The organism is Acinetobacter sp. KS-LM10 (assembly GCF_036896575.1).
In the GTDB taxonomy this organism is placed as follows: Bacteria; Pseudomonadota; Gammaproteobacteria; order Pseudomonadales; family Moraxellaceae; genus Acinetobacter; species Acinetobacter avistercoris.
On sequence record NZ_CP145906.1, the window covers coordinates 2,383,660 to 2,408,175 of the forward strand.

Sequence of the window (24,516 nt, forward strand, 5' to 3'; positions counted from 1 at the left end):
ATGACATTGGAAATTCGATGGATCGAAGATTTACTTGCACTTGAGCAAGAGGAATCAATTTCGCAAGCGGCAGAAATTCGACACGTCACTCAATCTGCATTTACACGCAGAATTCAAAATATTGAAAATGCCTTAGGATTTCAAATTTTAAAAAGATACAGTAAAAATATTGCTTTCACTGAAGCTGGTCAAGTCTTATTAGCGTCTTCTCGAAATATAAAAAACCAGCTAGATACAACACTTAACTACTTAGAAAAAAATATTAAAAACAATGAATTAACAGTAAAATTTGCAGTGTCACACTCCTTAATTACCCAATTTTTTCCTCGCTTCATTCATGAACTATCAAACAACATGGAAGATTTGAAATTAGAAATTATTGCCGCTAATCTCAAACAAGGTATGCGCTTACTTAAGGAAGGTTCATGTGATTTTTTAATTGGTTATTGTGATCAAAAAACTTTGAAAGAACTGGATTCATCACTTTTTATGTTCCAGAAAATTTTTGAAATGGAAATATTACCGATAACGGCTTTAAATGATAATGGTACACCTAAATATTCAATTGAGCAGACGTTTCCATTATTAGCTTATAGTAAACAAGCATATTTAAGAAAATGTGTAGATGAAGAAATTGAAAATAATTTAAACTACCGAATTTTATACGAAACTGACAATGCTAGTGATTTAAAAGAATTAGTTTTACAAGGCTTAGGTATCGCATGGCTACCGAAAATATTAGTCGAAAAAGAAATCATTGAAAATAAATTAAAAGTTATTGAATGCAATCAGTATAATATTTTTCAAGACATCTACATTATCAGGCGTAAAATAGTTTTTACCAATAAAATTAATTATATTTGGAACACACTAACAAACAATCCAGTTAAAAATCAGAATTAAATATGAAGAAAAATGATATTTTTTCTTAAAAAATATTCAATAAAATTTTTAAATATAATAAGTAGGCCTAATTGTTTAGGCCTTTTTAATTCAAGAATACTTATTTTAATAAATCAATCCTATTTTTAAAGTCTTAATGCCCCAAAATACAAAGGTGATTTTAAAACGTATGACATATCATAGATATATTCATTGTTTTAAAAACCACCTTTTTAATATAATCAATTAAATAGCTGATGAGTTGAGAAGTTAAATATTATTTTTTTTAATTTAACTATGATCAGCATAGCGATTTACAGGGACAAGATTTTCTACTGCAACGCCTTCTTCTTCTGGAAGATCATGCTTATCCCCTTCAGTACGAGCAATCACTGCAGTAGCAATACTGTTTCCAATAACGTTGGTCGCAGTTCGTCCCATATCTAAGAATTGATCTACAGCTAGTAGTAATAAAATACCCGCTTCAGGAAGTTTAAACATGGCTAGAGTTGAAGCAATGACCACGATAGATGCGCGAGAAACGCCAGCAATTCCTTTACTGGTAATCATCAATGTGAATAAGATCAACGCTTGCTGAGCAAAACTTAAATCAATATTGTAAGCTTGGGCGATAAATAAGACCGCAAAAGCCATATACATCATCGAACCGTCCAGATTAAAAGAATAGCCCAAAGGTAGAACAAAGCTTGTAATACGTTTTGGTACACCAAACTTATCTAACGCTTCCATGGTTTTTGGATAAGCCGATTCACTGCTTGCTGTTGCAAATGCCAACATTGTTGGTTCTCGCACTTCACGCATTAATCTAAAAACATCTTTTTTCAAGAAGATATAGCCGATACTAATTAAAATTGCTCTGTACACGACAAAAATAGATAACTCATTGAAATAATGTCACAATAATTGTTTTCTAACGACGAATACTATGACACATCTCAATGAGTTATATCTTATCTTAAACAAATCTCTAAAATGGAACAAGTCACATTTAAAGTGCTTTGCGCTCATCATGCTTGTGATTATTTTAAAGCAAACATGTAATCTTTCTTCTGCATCTAAAGCCTTGCCCATCAAGTGTTTACCACAATCATTTTATCGACGTATGCAGCGCTTCTTTGCAGGTCAGTATTTTGATTATCGTCAAATTTCTCAGTTGATTTTCAATATGTTTTCATTCGACCAAGTGCAACTGACTTTAGATAGAACCAATTGGAAATGGGGAAAACGAAATATTAATATCCTGATGCTCGCAATCGTTTATCGTGGAATAGCGATACCTATCCTTTGGACATTGCTTAATAAACGTGGAAATTCAGATACGAAAGAGCGTATTGCTTTGATTCAACGCTTTATAGCCATTTTTGGTAAAGACCGTATTGTGAATGTGTTCGCAGACAGAGAGTTTATCGGTGAGCAGTGGTTTACATGGTTAATTGAACAAGACATCAACTTCTGCATTCGTGTTAAAAAAACTTCATTGTCACCAATCATTTAGGAAAGAATCATAAAATTAGTGATTTATTTCGCCATCTTAAAGTTGGTCAAATTGAATGTCGTAAACGACGGATTTTGGTTGGTCGGGTGAAACTATATATAAGTGCACTACAGTTAGAAAATGGAGAGCTTTTACTCGTCGTTTCTCCTCAGTTTAATGCCAATGCTATTCAGGATTATGCATTACGCTGGGAAATTGAAACCTTATTCAGTTGTCTCAAAGGACGCGGGTTTAATCTTGAAAATACGCGCTTGACAGACCCTAGACGAGTGAAAAAATTGATTGCGGTGTTAGCTATAAGCTTCTGTTGGTGTTACTTAACGGGTGAATGGCAACATAATCAAAAAAAAGCGATAAAAATAAAGAAGCATGGACGACTCTCAATGAGTTTATTTCGCTATGGTTTAGACTATGTTCAAATGGCGATTCAGCGTTTAATTGGTTTTGGGAAAAAAGAAGAGTTTAAGGAAATTTTGGCAATTTTAAGAAAGCAGAATCCTGATAGGATAAGGGTTCTGTGAAATTTGTCGTGTACAGAGTTAAAATTGTCCAAAGTACGAGCAAGCCAATATAGAACTGTCCAATAAAGATACTGTAATCAAGAATCAACTTTGGTCCTTGAACAGTAATAGCTGATGCTATTGCTGCAAAAACTGCAATAGGAGCAAGAGCCATCACATAATCTGTGATCCGAAACATGACTTTACAAAGCTCATCAATAATTCGACCGATCACTGTAGCTTCACTACGATTCTGGACGTAAGCCAATGCTGAACCAAAGAAAATTGAAAAAACTAGAATTTGTAATATTTCATTATTTGCCATCGCTTCAGCAAAACTACGCGGAAAAATATGCGTAATAAATGTTTCTAAGCTTAGACTTGTTGCACTCACACCTACATCAACGACTTCTTTTGGAATACTCAGGTTCATACCAGATCCTGGTTGAAATAAATTGGCTAAACCCATTCCAAGAAAAAGTGATACAAATGATGCCCCAATGAACCATCCCATCGCTTTTAAAGTAATCGATCCTAATGAAGATGATTTACCCATGGAGATTAGACCTGAAACGATTGTTGCAAAAACTAAAGGTGCAATAATCATTTTAATGAGTCTTAAAAACACATCTGTAACAATCTTGAAGTATGCTGCGATTTCAGTTATTTGCGTCGTCGTTAACGTATTATGTAAAGCCCAACCAATGAGTATTCCTGAGATCATTGCGATCAGGATATATTTGAGCAATTTCTTCTGATTCATTCAATCGTTCCTTCTTTAATCTTCTTTGCATCAAATTTATGACTTGATTAGCAAATCATTGATGACGTTCCATGTTGATCAACTTATGTTCTTTCTATTCTAAGAAATTAGATGCAAAATCCTTGACTCCACATTTAACTGTGGCAAGTGTCACTTTTTTTTAAGGAAAACGATAATGCAAAATTTAATTCTGCTATGCAAAAAATGCATAAAATCATTCAAGTCTATTTGTGTTTTTCAAAGCATTTAAATAAATATGCAAGCTAAAAAAGAGTGAGTTTTTATATTTTCGCTTTTGCTTGAGCTCACGAATTAGAATCGCTCTAAATTATTTAAATATTACATAAAAAATCAATAAGTAATTATTTTGTATGACTAATTATTTGCATACAGATAAACAATTTTGGAATTTATTTTTTTGGAATATTCACTTAATTTTGATCATTTTCTATATTTCATCAATTTTCTGTCCAATATATTTCTGAGCCATAAACTTTATCTTCACTCATTCTTTCTATTTCTTTAAAATCCAAACAGTCAATAAAATCATATGAAATTTTCACATAATATATTAAGCCATTATCAATAATAAATTTGATCGGATTTCAATTGGCATCCACAGCTTAGTGAATGTATAAGCGCTTTCCATCAGCTTAGAAGCAGCTTGATTCTTAATTTATATCATCCAGAGATGATTGATCTACTCGAATCTAAAGAGTATCGATAAAAGCCCAAATGTTGTGATCGAGATGAAGAGTAAATATGAATGGGAGCATTGCTCCTTATGGATTCTAGTTTTAATAGAAAAGCATCATGTTAGGCATAGCGAAGAATCAATTTGTTTTTAAAGATTAAATTTCACTTTCTCATTATTTTTCGAACAGCACATTCCAACACACTTTAATGATTGAGCTTTGTTTACTTTAAGTTTTATCTGATTAAAAATTCACTGAATATCTAAACCAATATTGTACTTTTTTTTAAGGATCTTAATCGTTGATGAGACTTTCAAATAGAAGTCTGAATCGTAAGAGATATGCGTTTATAAAATTCAAAAAATGATCATTAAGTGACAATAAATTGATAGATAAAACTCCTTATAGAAGAAGTTTAGGATGAGGGAAGACTTATCATGAGTGTGCTGTGTGAATAATGACTGATGAATGTAGTCCAGTGAACACCTCATCTAAATCGTTTTGAAGATTCCATACTTCACCATAGCCACCACGTGCTAAATTTTGTAGAATATGTTTTTCTCCCCCTTGGTGCTTTTCTATGACAGCTTGGACTGCACATGTAACCGTCGCAACTGTGGTTGAAAAAGACGGAAAATTCCTGTTTGTAGAAGAACATACAGAAGGTGTAACGCACACTGTATTCAACCAACCTGCGGGTCATGTTGAAGCCAATGAAAGTCTAATACAAGCCGCTGTCCGCGAGACCATGGAGGAAACGGGCTACGAGGTTGAGATTCAAGCTCTGCTCGGTATCTATAGTTATACACCCCCCATGTTTCCAGATCGTACCTATTATCGCTTCTGTTTTTTAGCTAAAGACATTCAACATCATCAAGATGCAAAGCTCGATACAGATATAATCGGTGCAGTGTGGATGACCTTGGATGAACTTGAATTATCAGCACGCGCGCGGAGTCCACTAGTGACTAAAGCTGTGAAAGATGCTCTATCAGGTCAAAAATTTCCTTTATCGCTCGTTTATGAGCACCAAAACTCTCCCTTTATTTCAAATTTGGATGCTTAGTCCTATGCAACAACGTGTCATCGTCGGTATGTCGGGTGGTGTAGACTCCTCTGTTTCTGCGGCACTTTTACTTCAACAAGGTTATCAAGTTGAAGGTCTTTTCATGAAAAACTGGGAAGAAGATGACGGTACAGAATACTGTACGGCGATGGATGATCTTGCCGATGCACAAGCCGTCTGCGACAAAATCGGCATCAAACTCCACACCGCCAACTTTGCTATGGAGTATTGGGATCGTGTGTTTGAACATTTTCTTGCAGAATATGCCGCTGGTCGTACACCCAACCCAGATATTTTGTGCAATAAAGAAATCAAATTCCGTGCTTTCCTTGATCATGCGGTAAACTTAGGTGCAGACTTTATTGCGACTGGTCATTACTGCCGTCGTGGTGTAACTGAAACCAATTCACGTGGTGAGGAATATGCTCCTCTACTTCGTGGCGTTGACCAAAACAAAGATCAAACCTATTTTTTACATGCAGTACATGGTCGTGAAATCAATAAAACACTGTTCCCCGTCGGTGAAATTGAAAAGCCAGAAGTTCGTCGGATTGCCGAAGAACTAGGACTGGCAACAGCAAAGAAAAAAGATTCAACGGGTATCTGTTTTATCGGTGAACGTCGTTTTAATGATTTTTTAAAACAATACTTACCGGCTCAAGCTGGAAAAATTGTACTTGATGATGGTAAAGAGGTTGGTGAACATCACGGCTTAATGTACTATACGCTCGGTCAGCGTGGCGGCATTGGTATGGGCGGCTTAAAAGGCGCTGCTGAAGGCGCTTGGTTTGTGCTACATAAAGACATTGAAAACAATCGCTTGGTGATTGGTCAAGGCCACGAACACCCATTGATGCAAAGTACCACTTTATGGTCAGAAGCGATTGATTGGGTCGCAGGTGAACAAGCGATTCCTGATACTGGTTTCCGTTGCACTGCAAAAACCCGTTATCGTCAACCTGATCAAACCTGCGTAATTTTCAAAGATTCGACAATGCCAAATGGTGTTCGTGTAGAATTTGATGAACCGCAACGTGCGGTGACTCCAGGGCAAAGCGTAGTTTTCTACGTAGATGAAGTTTGTTTAGGCGGCGGTGTGATTCATCATACCAATGCGCCAAAACCTGATTTTATTTGAGGAATTACTGGCATGACAGAGTTACCTTTTCAACAGCCTCAAACTCTGAATAACCGTCAAAATAAAGCTTTGGCGTTAGCTGCTGTTTTTCAATCGACACAGCTGACCCATATGACAGCGCTCTCAGGACGACAGAGTATTGGTGAAAACGGTAACTTCTATCTAGAACAATTGATTAAGGCGAGTTTAAATATTCGCCCTCAATCCAATCAAAATTGTCAAACCTTAGATTTCTTTACACAACTCGCCGATATTTCACTCGGACTCAAAACTTTAGAAAATAGCATTACCCAACCGTTTAATACTTCTCCAAAATCTAGAATTCCAAAATTTTCCAATGCTAAATTGCCTATGTCTTATGCCATGGCCCTGCTGCATTTAGAAAAGAAAGTCTATAGCAATCCAAAATTCGTAGAAATTATTGAAAAATCACAACAAAAAATTCTAAAGCAACTTTCTTTTTTTGATCATAACTATTTACACCCGAGTATCATTGCCAACCTCGCTCAAACCTATGTTGAAACAGCTGGATCCATTAATCCACGGATCATGGTCAAAGGTAGCGCAGAAGCATTTAAAGACAGTTCTCACACGAATCGCATTCGTGCATCTCTATTTACTGGCTTACAAATGGCGCATTTATGGCGTCAGTCTGGTGGAAGTTCATGGTCCATGATCTTCACCAAACGCAAGCTACTCAAAGATATTCAAGATCTCGCTCGTTTACAATTTCAGGTGGTTTAACTTGAAATTTTCCGGGTTTGTTGTACGTTTAATTCCAATGTCTAAGGAATCGCTATGAACGCTTTAACCGCACTTTCTCCACTTGATGGACGCTACGCAAGTAAATGTGATGCTCTCCGTCCCTTCCTTTCAGAGTTTGGTTTAATCCATGCTCGAGTGACTGTTGAAGTGCGTTGGTTACAAGCGCTTGCTAACCGCCCAGAAATCACTGAAGTTCCTGCTTTCTCTACAGAAACTAATACAGCACTTGATGCGATTGTTTCTGATTTCACTGAAGATGATGCAAATCGAATCAAAGAAATTGAACGTACAACCAATCACGATGTAAAAGCGGTTGAGTATTTCTTAAAAGAAAAAATTGCACATATTGATGCATTAAAAGATGCAGGCGAATTCATTCACTTTGCATGTACCTCTGAAGACATCAATAACTTATCTCATGCTTTAATGTTAAAAAGCGGCCGTGAAGTTTTAGTTGTTGCAATGCAACAAATCATCGATGCAATTGTTGATTTATCGGTAAAACACGCTGACCAACCTATGCTGTCTCGTACACATGGTCAAACAGCGAGCCCAACGACTTTGGGTAAAGAAATGGCAAACGTAGCTTATCGTTTGGCACGTCAAATCAAACAATTCCAAAACGTAGAATTGCTCGGTAAAATCAATGGTGCTGTAGGTAACTACAATGCGCACTATTCAGCTTATCCAGAAATCAACTGGCCTGCACATTCACAAGCATTTGTAGAGTCTTTAGGTCTAGACTTTAACCCGTACACCACACAAATTGAACCTCATGACTACATGGCGGAACTTTTTGATGCGCTACGTCGTTTCAACACCATTTTGATCGACTTTAACCGTGATGTTTGGGGCTATATCTCTTTAGGTTTCTTCAAACAACGTTTAAAAGATGGTGAAGTGGGTTCTTCAACGATGCCACATAAAGTTAACCCAATTGACTTCGAGAACTCTGAAGGTAACCTCGGTTTAGCCAATGCTGTATTGGGTCATTTAGGTGAAAAACTTCCTGTATCTCGCTGGCAGCGTGACTTAACGGATTCAACCGTACTGCGTAATATGGGTGTAGGTTTCGCGCAAAGCTTAATCGCATTTGAAGCTTGTTCTAAAGGTATTGGTAAACTTGAATTGAATGCTCAACGTATTCTTGAAGATTTGGACAATGCTCAAGAAGTTTTAGCTGAACCAATCCAAACTGTTATGCGTCGTTATAACGTTGAAAAACCTTACGAAAAACTAAAAGCCCTTACTCGTGGTCAAGCGATGACACGTGACATGATGGTTGACTTTGTAAATGGTAATGAGTTGGAAGCTGTTCCTGCTGCCGATCGTGCACGTCTTGCGACAATGACACCAGCAAGCTATACGGGTAATGCCGCAGAACAAGCGAAACAAATTTCAGAACTGATTGCTAAAATCTAATCTGATTCAAATTTGAATAAATAAAATGAATAAATAAAAAAGCGAAGTTTAGACTTCGCTTTTTTATTGGATTAAAAAAATGATTTCTCATCTCTCATTTCTCATCTCTCATTTCATTCTGAGCGTGGGCAATAGCGCATCCAATCCGCTTTCATTTTTTCAAATTCATCACCTGTCAGAACTTCACTAAAATAAATAAAATAGGTTGCGTCTGGATATTGGATCTCATGTCTGTAATGCATTCCACGCAGGGAAACAGAAAGCTCTTCTGGAAAATCATCACTCAATTGATTTAATTCTTCAAAATCATAGTCGAAATAACAATTTTGCACCGCAATAAATGCTTCAATGATCGCCATAGCCAATATCCCAGAAATTTTAAACCGACATTTTAGCGGATTAAGATACGTAAAGCCCAGACAGTCCTTCCTAAATCCTCAAATGAGATAAGAATTAAGATCAACATGGACAAGACATCACAATTCATTTAAATGTTCAAAAATAAAAGTAGACTGAGATCATTATAATTAGACTTTGATTTTATGGATAAGTTCTCAGCTATAATGCCTAAAATTCAAAAATGACAATAACGCTATGATTTACACTTCATTGAGCCATAAGCACTTTTTTATTCTGGCTTTATTCCTGATTGCATTAATTTTCGCCAGCATTCAACCGCTTGAATGGGTCTCTTATGGCTTGCATCAAATCGGGACTGCCCTGATGTTGATCTTTCTGCTTTATTGTTTGAAAAAAATAGGACTCAGCTTTTGGAGTTTTGCACTTTATATTGGCTTTTTAATGATTCACATTTTAGGTGCCCACTATCTTTATTCTTATGTGCCTTATAATGAATGGCTGATACAACTTTTTAATTTCGATTTGAATCAATCTATGGGTTGGACGCGTAATATGTACGATCGTTTGGTTCATTTTGCCTATGGATTATTACTCTACCCTTTCTTTCTCAGACTGTTTCAAGTTTGGCTTCCACAATTATCGACCAAGGTTTTATTGATTTTGGTGGTACAGTTCGTGATGGCCAGCAGTTTGGTATACGAATGGATTGAATGGTTCATTGCGATTGGCCTCTCCCCTGAAGCTGCTGAAAACTATAATGGACAACAAGGGGATATTTGGGATGCACACAAAGATATGTGGATCGCAACTCTTGGATCTATCCTAGCGGGCATCATTATGCTTCGTAAAAACCACAAGCAAAAACTACACGTAAAATAAACTCAATAAGTCATTGGTTCTTAATACATTAGACTTCTTTCAAAAGTCATTATTCATACAATACACTCATCATAAGTATTCCCTCATCCTAACCTTCTCCCAAAGGGAGAAGGGATTTTTACCTATCAATTTATGGCCATTCAATGATCATTTTTCGACTGATGAAAGAGATCTATTATCAAATCAATAAACAAACGTAAAAAAGCCAATCATGTGATTGGCTTTTTTATTTATGAGATAGTTTTATTTATGCGATAGAATTTTTATTTAAAGCTTTGGATCACGCACTTGGACTAAATTAGCGTTGGCCTTAGACAAGCTTTCCAGCATTTTATTCATCACCACTGGAATCAAACTCTCTGCCATTTGTGCCGCTTGCAAACCAAGCTTTTCGCCCAAGGTTGGTTTACGACGGGTTTGAATCAAATAAACATCATGCAGTGTCAATAAATTCAATAAATATTCATCTGAAGTTTGTAGCTTGTCTACCAAATTCAAATCTAATGAATCTTGACCGTACCAATGTTCACCCGTCGCTACTTTTTCCACATTTAATTGCGGACGATATTTTTCTACAAAATGCTTAAACAATACATGTGTTTGTTGTAGCTCTTCTTCAAATTTAGCTTTACCTTCTTCAGTGTTTTCACCGAACATGGTCACGGTACGTTTATATTGACCTGCTGTGTACAGCTCAAAATCCACATTATGTTGTTTTAATAAACGATTAAAATTCGGTACTTGTGCAACGACACCAATTGAACCTAAAACAGCAAACGGCGCAGAGATAATTTCATTACCAATACACGCCATCATATAACCGCCACTCGCAGCAACTTTGTCTACACAGATGGTTAGGTGAAAACCTGCATCACGCAAACGGACCAATTGTGCAGCTGCAAGACCATAGCCATGAACCATGCCGCCTGGACTTTCGAGACGTACCACAACACGATCACGACCCGCCTTGGCCGTAGACAGAATTAAAGTAATTTCTTCTCGTAGGTTCTCAACTGCCGAGGCTGCCATATCACCTTTAAAATCCAACACATAAATTTTTTGATTATTCTTTTTACGCGCACGTGCTTCTTTAGAAAATTGCTGTGAAAGTTGTAGTAACTCAAATTTACTCGCTGTGCTTTGTGCAATCTTTTTTCTTTGATCATTAATACGGGCATTGAGATGACTAACGCGAATCTCTGCAGGCAATTTTGGCAAATGAAATAACATAATGCACATTTCTCTTTAATTCATATTTATAGCTTTAACATGAGGTCTAATTGGATAAATTTCAATAGAATTTTTGCAATGAAAGCCGTTATTTTAAAAACACTAATCTTTGTCTTTAGAAACACCAGTCTTTGTTTTTAATGATGAGGTACTTTAATGTGTGAGCCTGAGTAATTTCATTTACCAATCTGCGTACTTTAAGTGGTGAATCTATCACGAAGACAAATTATGTCGTTCTCCTCTAGTGCAAAATTCTATTTTTTGGCATGATGCATCTAAATAATCACTGAATAAGCATAAATGACTCAAATGCGTTGGCTCGAACTACTTTCTACCATTCGGATTGGCAGTAAAAAACAAAGCTCAGAACAAGCACGCAGCCCATTTCATAAAGATTATGACCGTATTATTTTCTCACAAAGCTTTCGACAGCTTAATCGTAAAACTCAAGTTCACCCTTTAACGCAACATGATGGCATTCATACACGTTTGACTCATTCGCTCGAAGTGTCTTGTATTGGGCGTTCTTTAGGCATGTTGGCTGCTGAAAAAATCAAAGATGAACTCCCCGTTTGGATTTCTCCTGCCGATGTCGGGGCGATTATTCAAGCCGCATGTTTGGCACATGACATTGGTAACCCACCTTTTGGACACGCGGGTGAATATGCCATTCGAGAATGGTTTGATGATGTATCTCACGGAGACTTTCTTGCCGCACTGAGCCCTGAGCAACAAGCGGATGTGCGTCAGTTTGAGGGCAATGCACAAGGTTTAAGGTTGTTAACCAAAATTGACTATCACCCCAACGATGGCGGTATGCGCTTAACTTACGCAACGTTAGGGGCTTACTTAAAGTACCCTTGGCTTTCAAAAACCATTGCTTCGCAAGGCAATACTCCAGCCAGTAAACGTGCTAAGTTCGGCTGTTATCAATCAGAAAAAGAAATCTTAAAGCAAATTGGTGATCAGCTTGGTCTGATTCAACTCGGAGATTATCATTTCTGCCGTCATCCACTGACCTATCTATTAGAAGCCGCAGATGATATTTGCTATGCCCTCATTGATTTGGAAGATGGCATTATTTTAAACATGCTCACATATGAGCAAGTTGAGCCGATATTTTTAGATCTTATTGGTGATTATGGGCGACCTTCTGAGTTGGCTATGCCTCATACCACTTGGCAACAAAAAATTGCAGCACTTCGCGGTCGCGTTATGAAACGTTTGGTTGATGAAGTGACCACTGCTTTTGCAAAGCATCATTTTGAAATATTATCAGGTCAGCTTAAAGGCAGTTTATTGCAATATTGTTCGCCTGATATCGAGGCGGGCATTAACCAAGCTAAAAATTTAGCTCGTGATAAAATTTTTGAACATCCACAAAAATCAGGTTTAGAAATTATTGCGCATCAGAGCTTACAACACATACTTGATGCCTTTATTCCTCTCACAACGCCTGACAAAGTTCATAGTTTTAAAGACGGACGGTTATTTTCAATTCTTACAGGTTTTGGTGCACATTTTAGTGATGATCATTATGAAAATATCATGCAAGTACTCGATATCATTTCAAAATTTTCAGACCATCAAGCTTATAATTTGGCACAAGAACTGAAGGGTAATAAAGTTGGGTTTTTATAAGACTATATAAGCCCTGTTAAAAAGCCTGATCACGGTATTATTTGTAATAAAATCGATTAATCGTTTATAAATAATTCAAGATGATCCTGTTATTTTGCCTTTCTCGACAATGACCTCTACTATTCAACCATTAACAATGAAGTGAACACCAATAATGATCGGATGCCTAATAGGTGAAGTGCTTGCTTTAGAAGCACCTACTGTCTTACTCAATGTGAATGGCGTTGGCTATGAAGTTGATACGCCTTTAACAACATTTTGCCAATTACAAACAGGGCAAAAAGTGACTTTGTGGACGCATTTGACTGTGCGTGAAGATGCGCAGTTACTGTATGGTTTTTTAAATACACAAGACAAAATCATTTTTAGAACGCTGTTAAAAGTGAATGGCGTAGGTCCTAAAATGGCCCTCGGTATTCTGTCAACATTGAGTGTAGAGATGTTGATTCATACTGTTGAACATAATGATGTGAAGACATTGGTCAAAGTTCCGGGTGTGGGTACTAAAACAGCAGAACGTTTAATGATTGAATTGCGTGATCGTTTTAAAACTTTTGCCATGAGCAGTACAAGCACTGGAACAACCGCAGCTCAAATTCAATTTACAGGAAATTCTGCGGTTGCTGAAGCTGAAGCAGCTTTACAGTCTTTAGGTTATAAGCCTTTAGAAGCGCAGAAGTTAGTCAATGCAGCCAAAGGTGATTTCACTGAAGCATCAGATATTATTCGTGCTGCGCTTAAATCCATGAACAAATAAAGATAGATAAAACCAACTATGCAAGACCGTTTAATCAGTGGTTCTGAAAAACCTGAAGATCATTTTGATCGTGCCATTCGCCCAACTTCTTTGGAAGACTATATTGGTCAACCTGTGGTTCGTGAGCAAATGGAAATTTTTATCGGAGCTGCCCGTGGGCGCGGTGAAGCATTAGATCACACCTTGATTTTTGGCCCTCCGGGTTTGGGTAAAACTACACTGGCCAATATTATTGCACGTGAAATGGGTGGTAATTTAAAATCAACTTCTGGTCCCGTGCTGGAACGTGCGGGTGACTTGGCAGCCATGCTGACCAATCTTGAAGAAGGTGATGTTTTATTTATTGACGAAATCCACCGTCTTTCCCCAGTGATTGAAGAAATTCTCTATCCAGCGATGGAAGACTATCAACTTGATATCATGATTGGTGAAGGGCCCGGTGCACGTTCTATTAAATTAGACTTACCACCATTCACACTAGTGGCTGCGACTACACGTGCGGGTCTACTTACCTCTCCTTTACGTGACCGTTTTGGTATTGTGCAACGCCTTGAGTTTTATTCAGTCGAAGACTTAACGCACATTGTGAAACGTTCAGCCAATCTCATGGATGTTCCCATGACGGAAGATGGCGCAAAGGAAATCGCACGTCGTGCACGTGGTACGCCGCGTATTGCTAACCGTTTATTGCGTCGTGTTCGTGACTATGCCCAAGTCAAAGGCACAGGTGAAGTTAATCAAGATATGGCACAACGCGCTTTAGATATGTTGAATGTCGATAAAGATGGTTTAGATACTTTAGACCGTCGATATCTATCGATGCTACTTGAGCGTTTTGATGGTGGACCGGGTGGCGTTGAAGCTTTGGCAGCAGCAATGGCTGAAGACTCAGGCACACTTGAAGATGTAATTGAACCTTATTTAATACAACAGGGTTATGTAATGCGTACCGCACGTGGTCGTATTGCCACCAATATGGCGTATTTACAGTTTGGGATGACACCACCTGAGCCGAAAGAGAAGTGATTAAATCAAGGAGACTTAGTCTTCTTGATTGATTTCAATCTAAATTCAAAATAATATACTTAACTTATCATTAGTAATCAATAACACATGAATGAAGAACAAATACTAAAAAAGATTAAATCAAATTACATCGCGGAACTATCAGGAAACAATTTAATTTCATTAATTCCTCGCAATATTCCACTGGATCAATTTAACGATTTAGAGCAATCCACATTACAGACATTGATGAGTCAATATTTTAACTTATTGCTTAAGATTACATTTAGAAATTTAAAAACCAATCTACAAATGGAACTTAACGAAGATAATCTGGAACAGATTATCAATCATCCTTCTGAATATAGTATTGATAGTATATGTTTTAATTTAAGCTCAGCTGTCATCTGGATTAGTATTTATTATGATGCCGAAGTGACTTTTCTTTACCAAGAAAATACAACTCAACCCTCAATCGACCTAAGCCATTTATTTGTTGCATTATTCATATCAATTATTACCTTTTATCTTTTCTTTAATTTTAACGAGAGTTTCCCAGAAATTATACGATTTATCATTCTTGGAATTGGAATTTTAGCGCTCGGTTTTATTTTCGAAAAACTTCAAAAGTTATTGCCAAAGCAAAAGAAAATACAAGAAACTGAACAAAAGTTTTTTGTGGCGCAATATTTAGCCCATCAACTAGAATTTTTTGCTACAGAACAGTTCAAACTTGACTTTAATGATTGATAAGAAGCATTTTAAATTATACGTACTCTTACTTCCGATATTTTTAGATAAAAATAATTAGATCTTTTTATTAAATAATATGAAATAAAAGTGAGAACAAACAGAAAGCTCCTCCTCACCTCTTCTACAGTGAGGAAATCTCTATTGCAATTTTTAATGATTACAAATTGATTTATATAAGAACTTTATTCTTAATTTGAATATTTTCAATACAATAAATTACAATTTTAAAAAACTAAAAAGTGCTTATTAAACAATAAACTCCCCACCCCATACCTTTAAGGTATATTGAAAACACTCTAAAGGTTTTGCTAAACACATAATTTTCATGTGATTATAAAACTATCTCTCCTTTATTTATCATTTTATAGGATTCTCCAAAAGTATGAATAAGTTAAAGCGAATCTCACTATGTCTCCCTGTACTTCTTTGTAGCCAATTCAGTCTGGCAGACTGGGTTGATGACTCTGTGAACAAAGTTGAAGCACATACCATTAAGCTTCGCCAACATATTCATCAACATCCTGAATTGGGTAATATGGAGTTCAAAACCTCAGAATTAGTTCAAAAAGAACTTAAGTCTTATGGTATTGAAGTTAAAAAAGGTTATGCCAAAACAGGTGTGATCGGTATCTTGAAAGGCGGTAAACCAGGTCCTGTCATGGCTTTACGTGCTGACATGGATGCCCTTCCTATGGAAGAAAAATCAGGACTCGCTTTTGCCAGTAAAGCCAAAGGAATTTACCAAGGTAAAGAAACGCCAGTGATGCATGCTTGCGGACATGATGCTCATACAGCGATGTTACTTGGCGCAGCAAAAACGTTAGCGGCCAACAAAGATAAGATTGAAGGTACTGTTGTTTTTGTATTCCAACCTGCTGAAGAAGGCGGTGCGGATGTTGATAACTTTAAAGATGGCCACTTAGTTGGCGCACGTAAAATGATTTCTGATGGTGCTTTCAAAACAGTTAAACCTGAAGTAATTTTTGGTATGCATGTTATGGCAGGTATGCCAAGCGGCAATATCTTGTATAAAGATGGTGCGATTTTAAACAGCGCTGATTTATTGAATATTGAAGTGACGGGTAAACAAGCGCACGGTTCTATGCCTTGGTTAGGACGTGATCCGATTTATGCTGCTTCTCAAATCGTGAGCAATATTCAAAGCTTGGTCAGTCGTCGTGCAGATTTAACTCAAGGCATGGGTGTCGTCAGTATCGGTAGTATTCAAGGCGGTACAGCTGGAAATGTAATTCCTGAGAAAGTGAATATGGTCGGAACCATTCGTTCAAACAGTGAAATCATTCGCCAAAATATTCTTAAAGATTTACCAAAAATGATTGAGCACAACGCACTGGCTAATGATGTAACTGCGAAAGTAGACATTTCATCTTATGCACCTGTGACGTCAAATGGCAAAGTTATTACTCAACTCATGCAACCGACACTGGCAAAAGTGAATGGTGAAGATAAGCTTCAATTACTCGACAACAATGCGAGTGCAAGTGAAGACTTTGCTTACTATGGTGAAATTATGCCATCTCTGTTCGTATTTGTAGGTGCTACTCCGGCAAATCAAGACATGGCTAGCGCTGCGCCAAACCACAACCCCGGCTTTATTGTTGATGATGCAACCTTAAAAACTGGCGTAGAAAGTCACGTTCGTTTCATTATGGATTATCCAAAAGTCGCTGAACAAGTTCAGGCTGATTGGAACAAGAAAAAAACCACTTAAGATTCGCTAAAAATCAGCAGCATAAATTAAGGTCATTTATACAATGGCCTTTTTTTAAACCCTTATTTTAAACCCTTATTTTGCATCAATAAAGTAATTATTATTCATTTGCATTCTGCTCCAGTTCAATGCTTTATAATCAGTTAATAAACATAATGAACTTGTGAAGTTTAGAAAGAGTTTCTAAAGATATTCGATTTATTTCCCTCTTAAGGACTGTATCTGATCTTAATGTAAGCCAGACATCTGTTGAATATAAGTTGAATCTAAAGGATTGCGATACGCTTTAAATCATACCTATTCCGGCTCAATTGACTTATAAATTTTGTTTAAATTCATAGCAATAAGTGATTAATAATTAGACATATCATTCATGTATAAAGATATTTTTCGCCAACAGCAGTTTATTTGATTTGATCTGTTCAGCCATAGGACTGAAATCACATTCTGATAAACTATCGCGCAGTTTACTCGCTAAGGCTAAATGCTTTGATAGCATTTACAGTGCCAAAGCGCATACATTGACCAATATAACGGAAAGTACTCATGGCGAATAAATTTGAATTTCAAATTCGTGTTTATATAGAAGATACCGACGCAGGTGGTATTGTTTATCACGCCAATCATATTCGCTTTATGGAACGTGCGCGTACAGAATGGCTTCGTGCTTCAGGTGTTTCGCATTATTGGCATCAAAAAGATTATCATTTTGTGGTGCATAAAATTAATTTGAAATATTCTCGCCCTATCCTGATGGATGACTTAATTACTGTTACAGCGAGTGTAGTTTCGTGTAAAGCAACGTCTTTTGTATTGCAACAAAATATTTATCGTGGTGAAATCATGCTAGCTTCTGGCGAGGTTGAATTGGCTTGCATTAGTTTAGCCATGAGACCGGTTCGAATTCCCAACGAAATCCGTGAACTGATCCAAGAACAGTTGGCTCACGAATAAAAATACTACTGGCACATGTAACTATGGCAACACAAATAGAATCATCTCTACATATTTCAGATCTAATTTTACAAGCAAGTCCCGTGGTTCAATTGGTCATGCTGGTTTTAGTCCTTGCATCCTTTTTGAGTTGGTATCTGATTGCCAAGTTACATATGACTTATAAAAAGGCACAACAAGGCGATGCGCATTTCCAAAAAATCTTTTGGTCAGGTGCAGAGCTGAACACCCTGTATAACAATGCGCAAGTGAACTCTAAACGAGAAGGACTTGAAGATATTTTCTATCATGGCTTTGGTGAGTTTTTAAAGCTGAAAAAATCAAAAGCTGAAACATCACATACGATTGACGGAACAGAACGTATTTTACGGGTCGGTTTGAGTCGTGATCAAAGCCGTATGGAACAAGGTTTAGGTGCGCTTGCCAGTATCGGTTCAGTGGCGCCCTATATCGGTTTGTTCGGTACTGTTTGGGGCATCATGAATGCGTTCATTGGTTTGGCTCAAGTTGAACAAGTCACTTTAGCAACTGTTGCACCAGGTATTGCAGAAGCGCTGATTGCAACAGCAATTGGTTTATTTGCCGCAATTCCTGCGGTTCTTGCCTTTAACCATTACACCTCTAAAGGTGAAGAAGTATATTCAGATCGTGCTTTATTTTCAGAAGAAATGGTGGCGCTATTACAACGTCAGTCTGTGGGAACAACACAGGAAAATGACTAATGGCAATTCAACGTTCTGGGCGTTTTGAACGCATAAAAAAACCACTCAAAAGTGATATGAATGTCGTCCCGTACATCGACGTTATGTTGGTGTTGTTGGTCATTTTCATGGTCACTGCACCAATGATTACCAGTGGTATAAAAGTAGATTTACCTGAAGCGAACAGCAGTCCGATTGTTTCCGAAGCAGCGCCTGCAATGGTCAGTTTAAAAGCTGATGGCAGTTATTATCTCGAATATAAAAAGATTAAACAGGCTGTGACTTTAGATGAATTGAAAGATCTACTCGTCAGCGCACAAGCTGAAGCAGATAATCAGCAATTAAATATTGTGATTAATGGTGATAGAACTCGTCCTTATGGTGATGTAATTGCCTTGATGTCAAACCTTCAAGATGCAGGTTTAACGCAAGTTGGATTACTGACCGAACCTGTAAAGTAAGCCATGAAAGATTTGAAACTACCATTTTCTAAAGAAAAAAAAATTGCACTCGGATTTACTGTGGCTGTGCATGTGGTTGCTATTTCAGGTTTATTGTTTCTTGGTTTAGCTCAACCTTATGAGCCACCTAAAGCTTTAAAAACCGTATTGATTAAACCTGAAGACTTACAACCAAAATCTTTGGTTGAATCCGAGTCAACCGAAACTGCTCATAGCAATGTCAAACCTGTAATTCAACAAACGGCTGATCCTGTTGAAGATGCGCCTAACATTCCAGCTGCAGCACCGCCTCCAACAACTCAGCCTGATGATGCTGCGAAACAAGCTTTAGTTGCGGAACAAAAGACAAAAGCGGATGCTGCTGCAAAAGCCAAAGCGGATGCTGCGAATAAAGCTAATGCCGATGCGGCTGCAAAAGCCAAAGCGGAAGCGGCGAATGAAGCTAATGCCGATGCGGCTGCAAAAGCCAAAGCGGATGCGGCGAATAAAGCCAAAGCTGACGCAGCTGCAAAAGCCAAAACAGATGCGGCGAATAAAGCCAAAGCTGACGCAGCTGCAAAAGCTAAAACAGATGCAGCAAATAAAGCCAAAGCCGACGCAGCTGCAAAAGCGAAAGCTGATGCAGCGAATAAAGCCAAAGCTGATGCAGCTGCAAAAGCTAAAACAGATGCAGCAAATAAAGCCAAAGCCGACGCAGCTGCAAAAGCGAAAGCTGATGCAGCGAATAAAGCCAAAGCCGATGCAGCTGCTAAGGCCAAAACTGATGCAGCAAATAAAGCCAAAGCCGATGCAGCTGCTAAGGCCAAAACTGATGCAGCAAATAAAGCCAAAGCCGACGCAGCTGCAAAAGCGAAAGCTGATGCGGCGAATAAAGCCAAAGCCGATGCGGCTGCTAAGGCCAAAACTGATGCAGCAAATAAAGCGAAAGCTGATGCAGAAGCTAAAGAACGTGCTGCTGAGGCAGAACGTGCTTCCTCTGCACAAAAAGCCAAAGAAGAGGCTGCAAACAAAAAGGCTGAAGCACGTAAAATTGCTTCTTCAGCAAAACGTGATTTTGAGAATAAAGTCAAAAGTGCGTGGCGTATGCCTTTGAATTCGTCAGGTCAGAAAGCAACTGCGCGCGTAAGTTTAAGTGATAGTGGTGCTGTGAATAGTGTGATCGTCAACGCATCTGATCCAGATGTAAAAGCCAGCGTAGAACAAGCTGTTCGTTCTGCTGCACCCTATCCAATGCCGTCAGATCCAGAAGCAAGAAGCCAAGCACGCAGTTTTACTGCATCGTTTACTGTTCAATAAATTTTAAAAAACCTTACCTCGGTAAGGTTTTTTTCTACCTGAATGACTCGTTGTATCAAATAATTGCTGATTAAAAAATTGATCGCATTGTGGCCACAAAAGATGAATATCAAATTTTCAGTTGATTAAAGATGCCCTCTTATATTTTTTTAATATTTGAAGATGTCGGGCCTTAACGGATCAGTAATTTTCTGACATTCATTAATTTCAACATTTCAAGCATCGTCATCAATCCAATAAAATAAAATGCTTATTAGCGGGATTTAGCTGATTGTTTATAAAGGATTAATACAATGAGGTATACATCACATCATTCGCAGCATTTATTTTCATATTTAATTCATTTTTCATAATTACATGCTTTATATAGATTAAAATCATGTCAATATGCTACAAAGCTAGCATAATCTAAAAATTAGTATTTCGAGCACGTGACCTATAATGAAACGAATCTCTAAACATCTTCTTGGTTTGACGATTATTGCGGCGTTTAGTCCCGCTCTAATCACTACTGGCTATGCGCAACTCCATTTAGAAATTGCCAAAGCACCCGAACAAGCTCCTAAAATTGCTATCGTGCCATTTTCAGGGGACCAAAGTTTGTACCCTGTCATCGAACAAGATTTAAATCGTTCAGGTCGTTTCACCAGTTCTTCAAAAAATTTAGCAGCGACAGCAAGTCTTAATCAAGCGAATGGCCCAGCTTGGAATGCGGCAGGCGTACCATATGTTGTAAATGGTGAAGTAAAAACCAATCCAGATGGCTCTCTGGCAGTACATTACCAACTCTACGATGTGCAAAAACAACAATATTTACTCAACGAATTGCTCACTGTCCCTGCGGCGCGTGTACGTTCAGCAGCACATATGATCAGTGATGCGATCTACCAAGCCCTTACAGGTATTCAAGGTGATTTTAGCGGCCGTATTGCGTATGTCTTACGTAATCCTGCAACGCCTGCTACACGCTACACGCTGCAAATTGCCGATACTGATGGCGAGCAACCAAAAACCATTCTAAGCTCAAAAGATCCAATCTTGTCTCCAGCTTGGACACCTGATGCGAAGAAAATTGCCTACGTTTCTTTTGAAACCAAACGCCCTGCCATTTATGTTCAAGACCTTTCAACAGGTCAACGTGAAAAATTAGCGGGTTTCCGTGGTTTAAATGGCGCACCGAGTTTCTCGCCTGATGGTAAAAGCATGTTGTTCACTGCATCTATGCATGACAATCCTGAAGTTTACCAAATGGATTTAGCGACCCGTAAACTTGAACGTATGACCAATAACTCAGCGATTGATACTGAAGCGCGTTATACACCAGATGGTAAAGGTTTTATCTTTACTTCTGACCGCGGCGGTTCTGCTCAAATTTATAAACACAATTTCAGTGATAATTCGACCAAGCGACTCACTTTCCGTGGCGCATTTAATGCACGCGGTAGTTTAAGTGCAGATGGCAAATATGTTGCGCTGGTACACCGCCCTTCAGGCAGTAACTACAAAGTTGCTATTCAAGAAATTTCGACAGGTATCACCAATATTTTAACCCCGACCAGTCTTGATGAATCTCCAAGTTTCTCACCCAATGGTCAAATGGTGGTTTATGCAACACGTGAAGGTAATCGTGGGCTATTGGCAATCATGTCAACTGATGGTCGTTTCCGTATGAATTTACCAAGTGAACAAGGCGAAGTTCGCGAACCAGCTTGGGCACCAAAATAATGAATTGTCTATTTTAAGGAGATCAATATGAATTTAATCAAATCACTCGCACTACCATTCATTGCTGTGAGCCTAGTGATGACAGGTTGTGCAAGCCGCAAACCTGCAACTGACATCACCACTGCAAATAACACACCGACGACATCGACCACTGTCAATACGTCTGGTTTGAGCGAAGATGCTGCTTTAAATGCTCAAAATTTAGTAGGTGCTTCTGCTAAGGGTGTGACTGAAGCAAACAAAGCATTTTTAGCGAAACGTGTTGTGCATTTTGACTACGACAGTAGTGATCTCAGCAATGAAGATTACCAAACTCTTCAAGCACATGCGCAATTCTTATTGGCAAATGCAGCGTCTAAAATTGCATTAACAGGTCATACAGATGAACGTGGCACCCGTGAATACAATATGGCACTTGGCGAACGTCGTGCTAAAGCAGTTCAAAGCTACTTAATTACCAATGGTGTTAATGCTGGTCAATTAGAAGCGGTGAGTTATGGTAAAGAAATGCCAATTAATGCTGGCAACAATGAAGCAGCATGGAAAGAAAACCGTCGTGTTGAACTTAACTATGAAGCAGTTCCTCCACTTCTAAAATAATAAGCATTTAGATACAAAAAAAGCGCTCTAATGAATTAGAGCGCTTTTTGATTTTAATCAGTTTTCTAAGTTCGTTTTCTACACTGGTCCACATACCTTTTGAGTCGACCAGTCATTTGAATCTTTAAAAACGATTTAAATCATGAAAATACAATCAACGCGATTTCAGCATAAATTCGTTCTCCTCATCAAAGTAACTCAACAAAGCACCTCAACAAAGCTGAGATCTGAAAACAGAAATCATCAATATCTTAAAAACAATTCATTAAAAACAATTTATTAGAAACAATGCATTAAGATCATTGTATTAAGATTTAGACTCGTCTGATTCAGCGCTTTGCATCGATTCAATCAAATCGTGTTTGTTAAAATCTTTATATTCCGGTTTTGCTTCATACTCTCTCCATGCTGCTTTAGATTTTTCAGAACTAATGCCCTCCAAATTAATCGCTTCACTTGGTGTCGGAGTTGCTTCGAACTTAAGCGTCGTCATTATTGTTCTCCCTGTAAAATTTAAATCCTTATGATCAACATAGCAGGTTATAAAACTCTTACAAGTCTAAAATCGATACAAATATCACTCTAAGCTTTCTATTTTAAGTCGAACTCATCTAAAATAGGCACAGTATTTATTTTGCTAGTTTTTTACCGCTTTCTTGGAGCACATTTGTTATGTCTTACCGCACACTTTCCCAATATTTAGAAAAACAACAAGGGAACCTCACACCTGAGCTGTCTGATGTTATCGAAACTATTGCTCAAACCTGTAAAGACATCGATTTACTCTTACAAAAAGGCGCACTTGCTGGTGTTTTAGGCAGCGCTGGAAATGAAAATATTCAAGGCGAAGCGCAGAAAAAATTAGATGTGATTTCAAATGACTATCTCATCGATGCATTAAAAAATAATGCAAATGTCGGTGGTTTAGCCTCTGAAGAATTAGATGAATTTACCCCAGCACAAACTGATGGCAAATATTTGGTGTTGTTTGATCCACTAGACGGTTCAAGTAATATCGATATCAATATGTGTGTAGGTACAATTTTCTCTATTCTTCCAGCAAAAAAATCTGTGACAGATGCTGAAGACTTTATGCAAGCAGGTACGCAACAAGTAGCTGCGGGTTATGTATTGTATGGTCCATCTACAATGATGGCGCTGACCGTTGGTGCTGGTACAGACTTCTTTACATTCGATCCTGTTTCAAAAGAGTTTCTACTCACCACAGAAAATGTTCAAGTGGCTGCTGATACACAAGAATATGCGATTAATGCATCGAATCAACGTCATTGGGAAGCACCAGTGAAACGTTATATCGGTGAATTACAAGACGGAAAAACATCTGTACGTGAAAAAGACTTCAACATGCGTTGGGTTGCATGTATGGTGGGTGATATTCACCGCATTCTTTGTCGTAGCGGTATTTTCTTATACCCATATGACACCAAAGATCCTCAAAAAGCTGGTCGTCTACGCTTAATGTACGAAGCTAATCCAATGAGTATGTTAATGGAACAAGCAGGTGGTTCGTCTACGACAGGTCGTGTTCGTATATTAGAGATTCAACCTACCGAATTGCATCAACGTGTTCCTGTTGTGATTGGCTCGAGCAATGAAGTTGATCTTGTAACACGCTACCACAACTAATTTAATTAAAATTGAGCGTAGAAATGCA

At 37.9% G+C, this 24,516-nt stretch carries 22 protein-coding genes and 2 pseudogenes; 19 read left to right on the forward strand and 5 right to left on the reverse strand.

The genetic code is table 11. The annotated features are described in order from the left end of the window. Complete coding sequence (locus V5M36_RS10855) at nt 1-903, forward strand: LysR substrate-binding domain-containing protein (protein WP_338558865.1); 903 nt, start codon at nt 1-3, stop codon at nt 901-903. A gap of 270 nt (nt 904-1,173) precedes the next feature. Here the strand turns inward: V5M36_RS10855 and V5M36_RS10860 are convergent. Then, nucleotides 1,174-1,794: pseudogene (locus tag V5M36_RS10860) on the reverse strand (dicarboxylate/amino acid:cation symporter); the annotation flags it as partial. 34 nt (nt 1,795-1,828) lie between these two features. Between V5M36_RS10860 and V5M36_RS10865 the strand changes: the two are divergent. Then, nucleotides 1,829-2,919 (forward strand): IS4-like element ISAba1 family transposase gene (locus V5M36_RS10865; RefSeq protein ID WP_085940648.1). Its coding sequence is split into 2 segments (ribosomal slippage): nt 1,829-2,369 and nt 2,369-2,919, totalling 1,092 coding nucleotides; the frame shifts between segments, so codons are not numbered across the junction. Nucleotides 2,920-2,938: 19 nt separating this feature from the next. On the opposite strand, the pseudogene V5M36_RS10870 reads toward V5M36_RS10865, so the two are convergent. Further along, a pseudogene (locus tag V5M36_RS10870) lies at nt 2,939-3,661 on the reverse strand (dicarboxylate/amino acid:cation symporter); the annotation flags it as partial. A 1,275-nt stretch (nt 3,662-4,936) separates the two neighbouring features. On the opposite strand from V5M36_RS10870, the gene V5M36_RS10875 reads away from it, so the two are divergent. Genes V5M36_RS10875 through purB form a run of 4 tightly spaced genes read left to right on the forward strand, consistent with a single transcriptional unit; the run spans nt 4,937 to nt 8,747 of the window. Further along, entirely contained in the window at nt 4,937-5,422 is a 486-nt protein-coding gene (locus V5M36_RS10875; RefSeq protein WP_338558868.1) for an NUDIX hydrolase, read from the forward strand. 4 nt (nt 5,423-5,426) lie between these two features. Next, nucleotides 5,427-6,560 carry a tRNA 2-thiouridine(34) synthase MnmA gene (gene mnmA / locus V5M36_RS10880; RefSeq protein ID WP_338558870.1) on the forward strand — a complete coding sequence of 378 codons (1,134 nt, stop codon included), beginning with the start codon at nt 5,427-5,429 and terminating at the stop codon, nt 6,558-6,560. 12 nt (nt 6,561-6,572) lie between these two features. Next, complete coding sequence (hflD, locus tag V5M36_RS10885; protein WP_338558872.1) at nt 6,573-7,304, forward strand: high frequency lysogenization protein HflD; 732 nt, start codon at nt 6,573-6,575, stop codon at nt 7,302-7,304. A 54-nt stretch (nt 7,305-7,358) separates the two neighbouring features. Beyond that, a complete protein-coding gene (purB, locus tag V5M36_RS10890) occupies nt 7,359-8,747 on the forward strand; it encodes an adenylosuccinate lyase (RefSeq protein ID WP_338558874.1) in 1,389 nt (462 codons plus the stop codon). Nucleotides 8,748-8,860: 113 nt separating this feature from the next. Here the strand turns inward: purB and V5M36_RS10895 are convergent, their stop codons facing one another. Continuing rightward, nucleotides 8,861-9,106 carry a hypothetical protein gene (locus V5M36_RS10895; protein WP_338558876.1) on the reverse strand — a complete coding sequence of 82 codons (246 nt, stop codon included), beginning with the start codon at nt 9,104-9,106 and terminating at the stop codon, nt 8,861-8,863. Between the two features lie 235 nt (nt 9,107-9,341). Between V5M36_RS10895 and V5M36_RS10900 the strand changes: the two genes are divergently transcribed. Next, the gene (locus V5M36_RS10900) at nt 9,342-9,986 is read left to right on the forward strand and encodes a DUF2238 domain-containing protein (RefSeq protein ID WP_338558878.1); all 645 of its coding nucleotides are present in this window, start codon (nt 9,342-9,344) and stop codon (nt 9,984-9,986) included. Nucleotides 9,987-10,253: 267 nt separating this feature from the next. Here the strand turns inward: V5M36_RS10900 and sohB are convergent, their stop codons facing one another. Further along, nucleotides 10,254-11,216 carry a protease SohB gene (gene sohB, locus V5M36_RS10905; protein WP_338558881.1) on the reverse strand — a complete coding sequence of 321 codons (963 nt, stop codon included), beginning with the start codon at nt 11,214-11,216 and terminating at the stop codon, nt 10,254-10,256. A 300-nt stretch (nt 11,217-11,516) separates the two neighbouring features. On the opposite strand from sohB, the gene V5M36_RS10910 reads away from it, so the two are divergent. From V5M36_RS10910 to pal, 11 genes are all read left to right on the forward strand, one after another. Then, nucleotides 11,517-12,857, forward strand: coding sequence for a deoxyguanosinetriphosphate triphosphohydrolase (locus tag V5M36_RS10910; RefSeq protein WP_338558883.1), 1,341 nt, complete (start codon nt 11,517-11,519; stop codon nt 12,855-12,857). Nucleotides 12,858-13,011: 154 nt separating this feature from the next. Continuing rightward, a complete protein-coding gene (gene ruvA, locus V5M36_RS10915) occupies nt 13,012-13,614 on the forward strand; it encodes a Holliday junction branch migration protein RuvA (RefSeq protein ID WP_338558885.1) in 603 nt (200 codons plus the stop codon). 18 nt (nt 13,615-13,632) lie between these two features. Next, the gene (gene ruvB / locus V5M36_RS10920) at nt 13,633-14,640 is read left to right on the forward strand and encodes a Holliday junction branch migration DNA helicase RuvB (RefSeq protein ID WP_338558887.1); all 1,008 of its coding nucleotides are present in this window, start codon (nt 13,633-13,635) and stop codon (nt 14,638-14,640) included. Nucleotides 14,641-14,727: 87 nt separating this feature from the next. Next, a complete protein-coding gene (locus tag V5M36_RS10925) occupies nt 14,728-15,369 on the forward strand; it encodes a hypothetical protein (protein ID WP_338558889.1) in 642 nt (213 codons plus the stop codon). Between the two features lie 385 nt (nt 15,370-15,754). Next, nucleotides 15,755-17,104 (forward strand): amidohydrolase, encoded by a 1,350-nt coding sequence (locus tag V5M36_RS10930; RefSeq protein WP_338558891.1) that lies wholly within the window; start codon nt 15,755-15,757, stop codon nt 17,102-17,104. A gap of 546 nt (nt 17,105-17,650) precedes the next feature. After that, nucleotides 17,651-18,058 (forward strand): tol-pal system-associated acyl-CoA thioesterase, encoded by a 408-nt coding sequence (gene ybgC, locus V5M36_RS10935; RefSeq protein ID WP_338558893.1) that lies wholly within the window; start codon nt 17,651-17,653, stop codon nt 18,056-18,058. A gap of 23 nt (nt 18,059-18,081) precedes the next feature. Further along, entirely contained in the window at nt 18,082-18,780 is a 699-nt protein-coding gene (tolQ, locus tag V5M36_RS10940; RefSeq protein ID WP_338558895.1) for a protein TolQ, read from the forward strand. Further along, nucleotides 18,780-19,220, forward strand: a complete 441-nt coding sequence (gene tolR / locus V5M36_RS10945) for a protein TolR (RefSeq protein ID WP_338558897.1) — start codon at nt 18,780-18,782, stop codon at nt 19,218-19,220. Before tolQ ends, tolR begins: the two co-directional genes overlap by 1 nt. A gap of 3 nt (nt 19,221-19,223) precedes the next feature. Further along, complete coding sequence (tolA, locus tag V5M36_RS10950) at nt 19,224-20,516, forward strand: cell envelope integrity protein TolA (RefSeq protein ID WP_338558899.1); 1,293 nt, start codon at nt 19,224-19,226, stop codon at nt 20,514-20,516. A 441-nt stretch (nt 20,517-20,957) separates the two neighbouring features. Next, nucleotides 20,958-22,241, forward strand: coding sequence for a Tol-Pal system beta propeller repeat protein TolB (gene tolB / locus V5M36_RS10955; protein ID WP_338558901.1), 1,284 nt, complete (start codon nt 20,958-20,960; stop codon nt 22,239-22,241). A gap of 27 nt (nt 22,242-22,268) precedes the next feature. Beyond that, complete coding sequence (pal, locus tag V5M36_RS10960; RefSeq protein WP_338558903.1) at nt 22,269-22,841, forward strand: peptidoglycan-associated lipoprotein Pal; 573 nt, start codon at nt 22,269-22,271, stop codon at nt 22,839-22,841. Nucleotides 22,842-23,148: 307 nt separating this feature from the next. Here the strand turns inward: pal and V5M36_RS10965 are convergent, their stop codons facing one another. After that, nucleotides 23,149-23,334 carry an NF038105 family protein gene (locus V5M36_RS10965; protein ID WP_338558905.1) on the reverse strand — a complete coding sequence of 62 codons (186 nt, stop codon included), beginning with the start codon at nt 23,332-23,334 and terminating at the stop codon, nt 23,149-23,151. Nucleotides 23,335-23,513: 179 nt separating this feature from the next. Here V5M36_RS10965 and V5M36_RS10970 point away from each other — a divergent pair, with 179 nt between their 5' ends. Beyond that, nucleotides 23,514-24,488, forward strand: a complete 975-nt coding sequence (locus tag V5M36_RS10970) for a class 1 fructose-bisphosphatase (RefSeq protein WP_338558907.1) — start codon at nt 23,514-23,516, stop codon at nt 24,486-24,488. Nucleotides 24,489-24,516 lie beyond the last annotated feature (28 nt).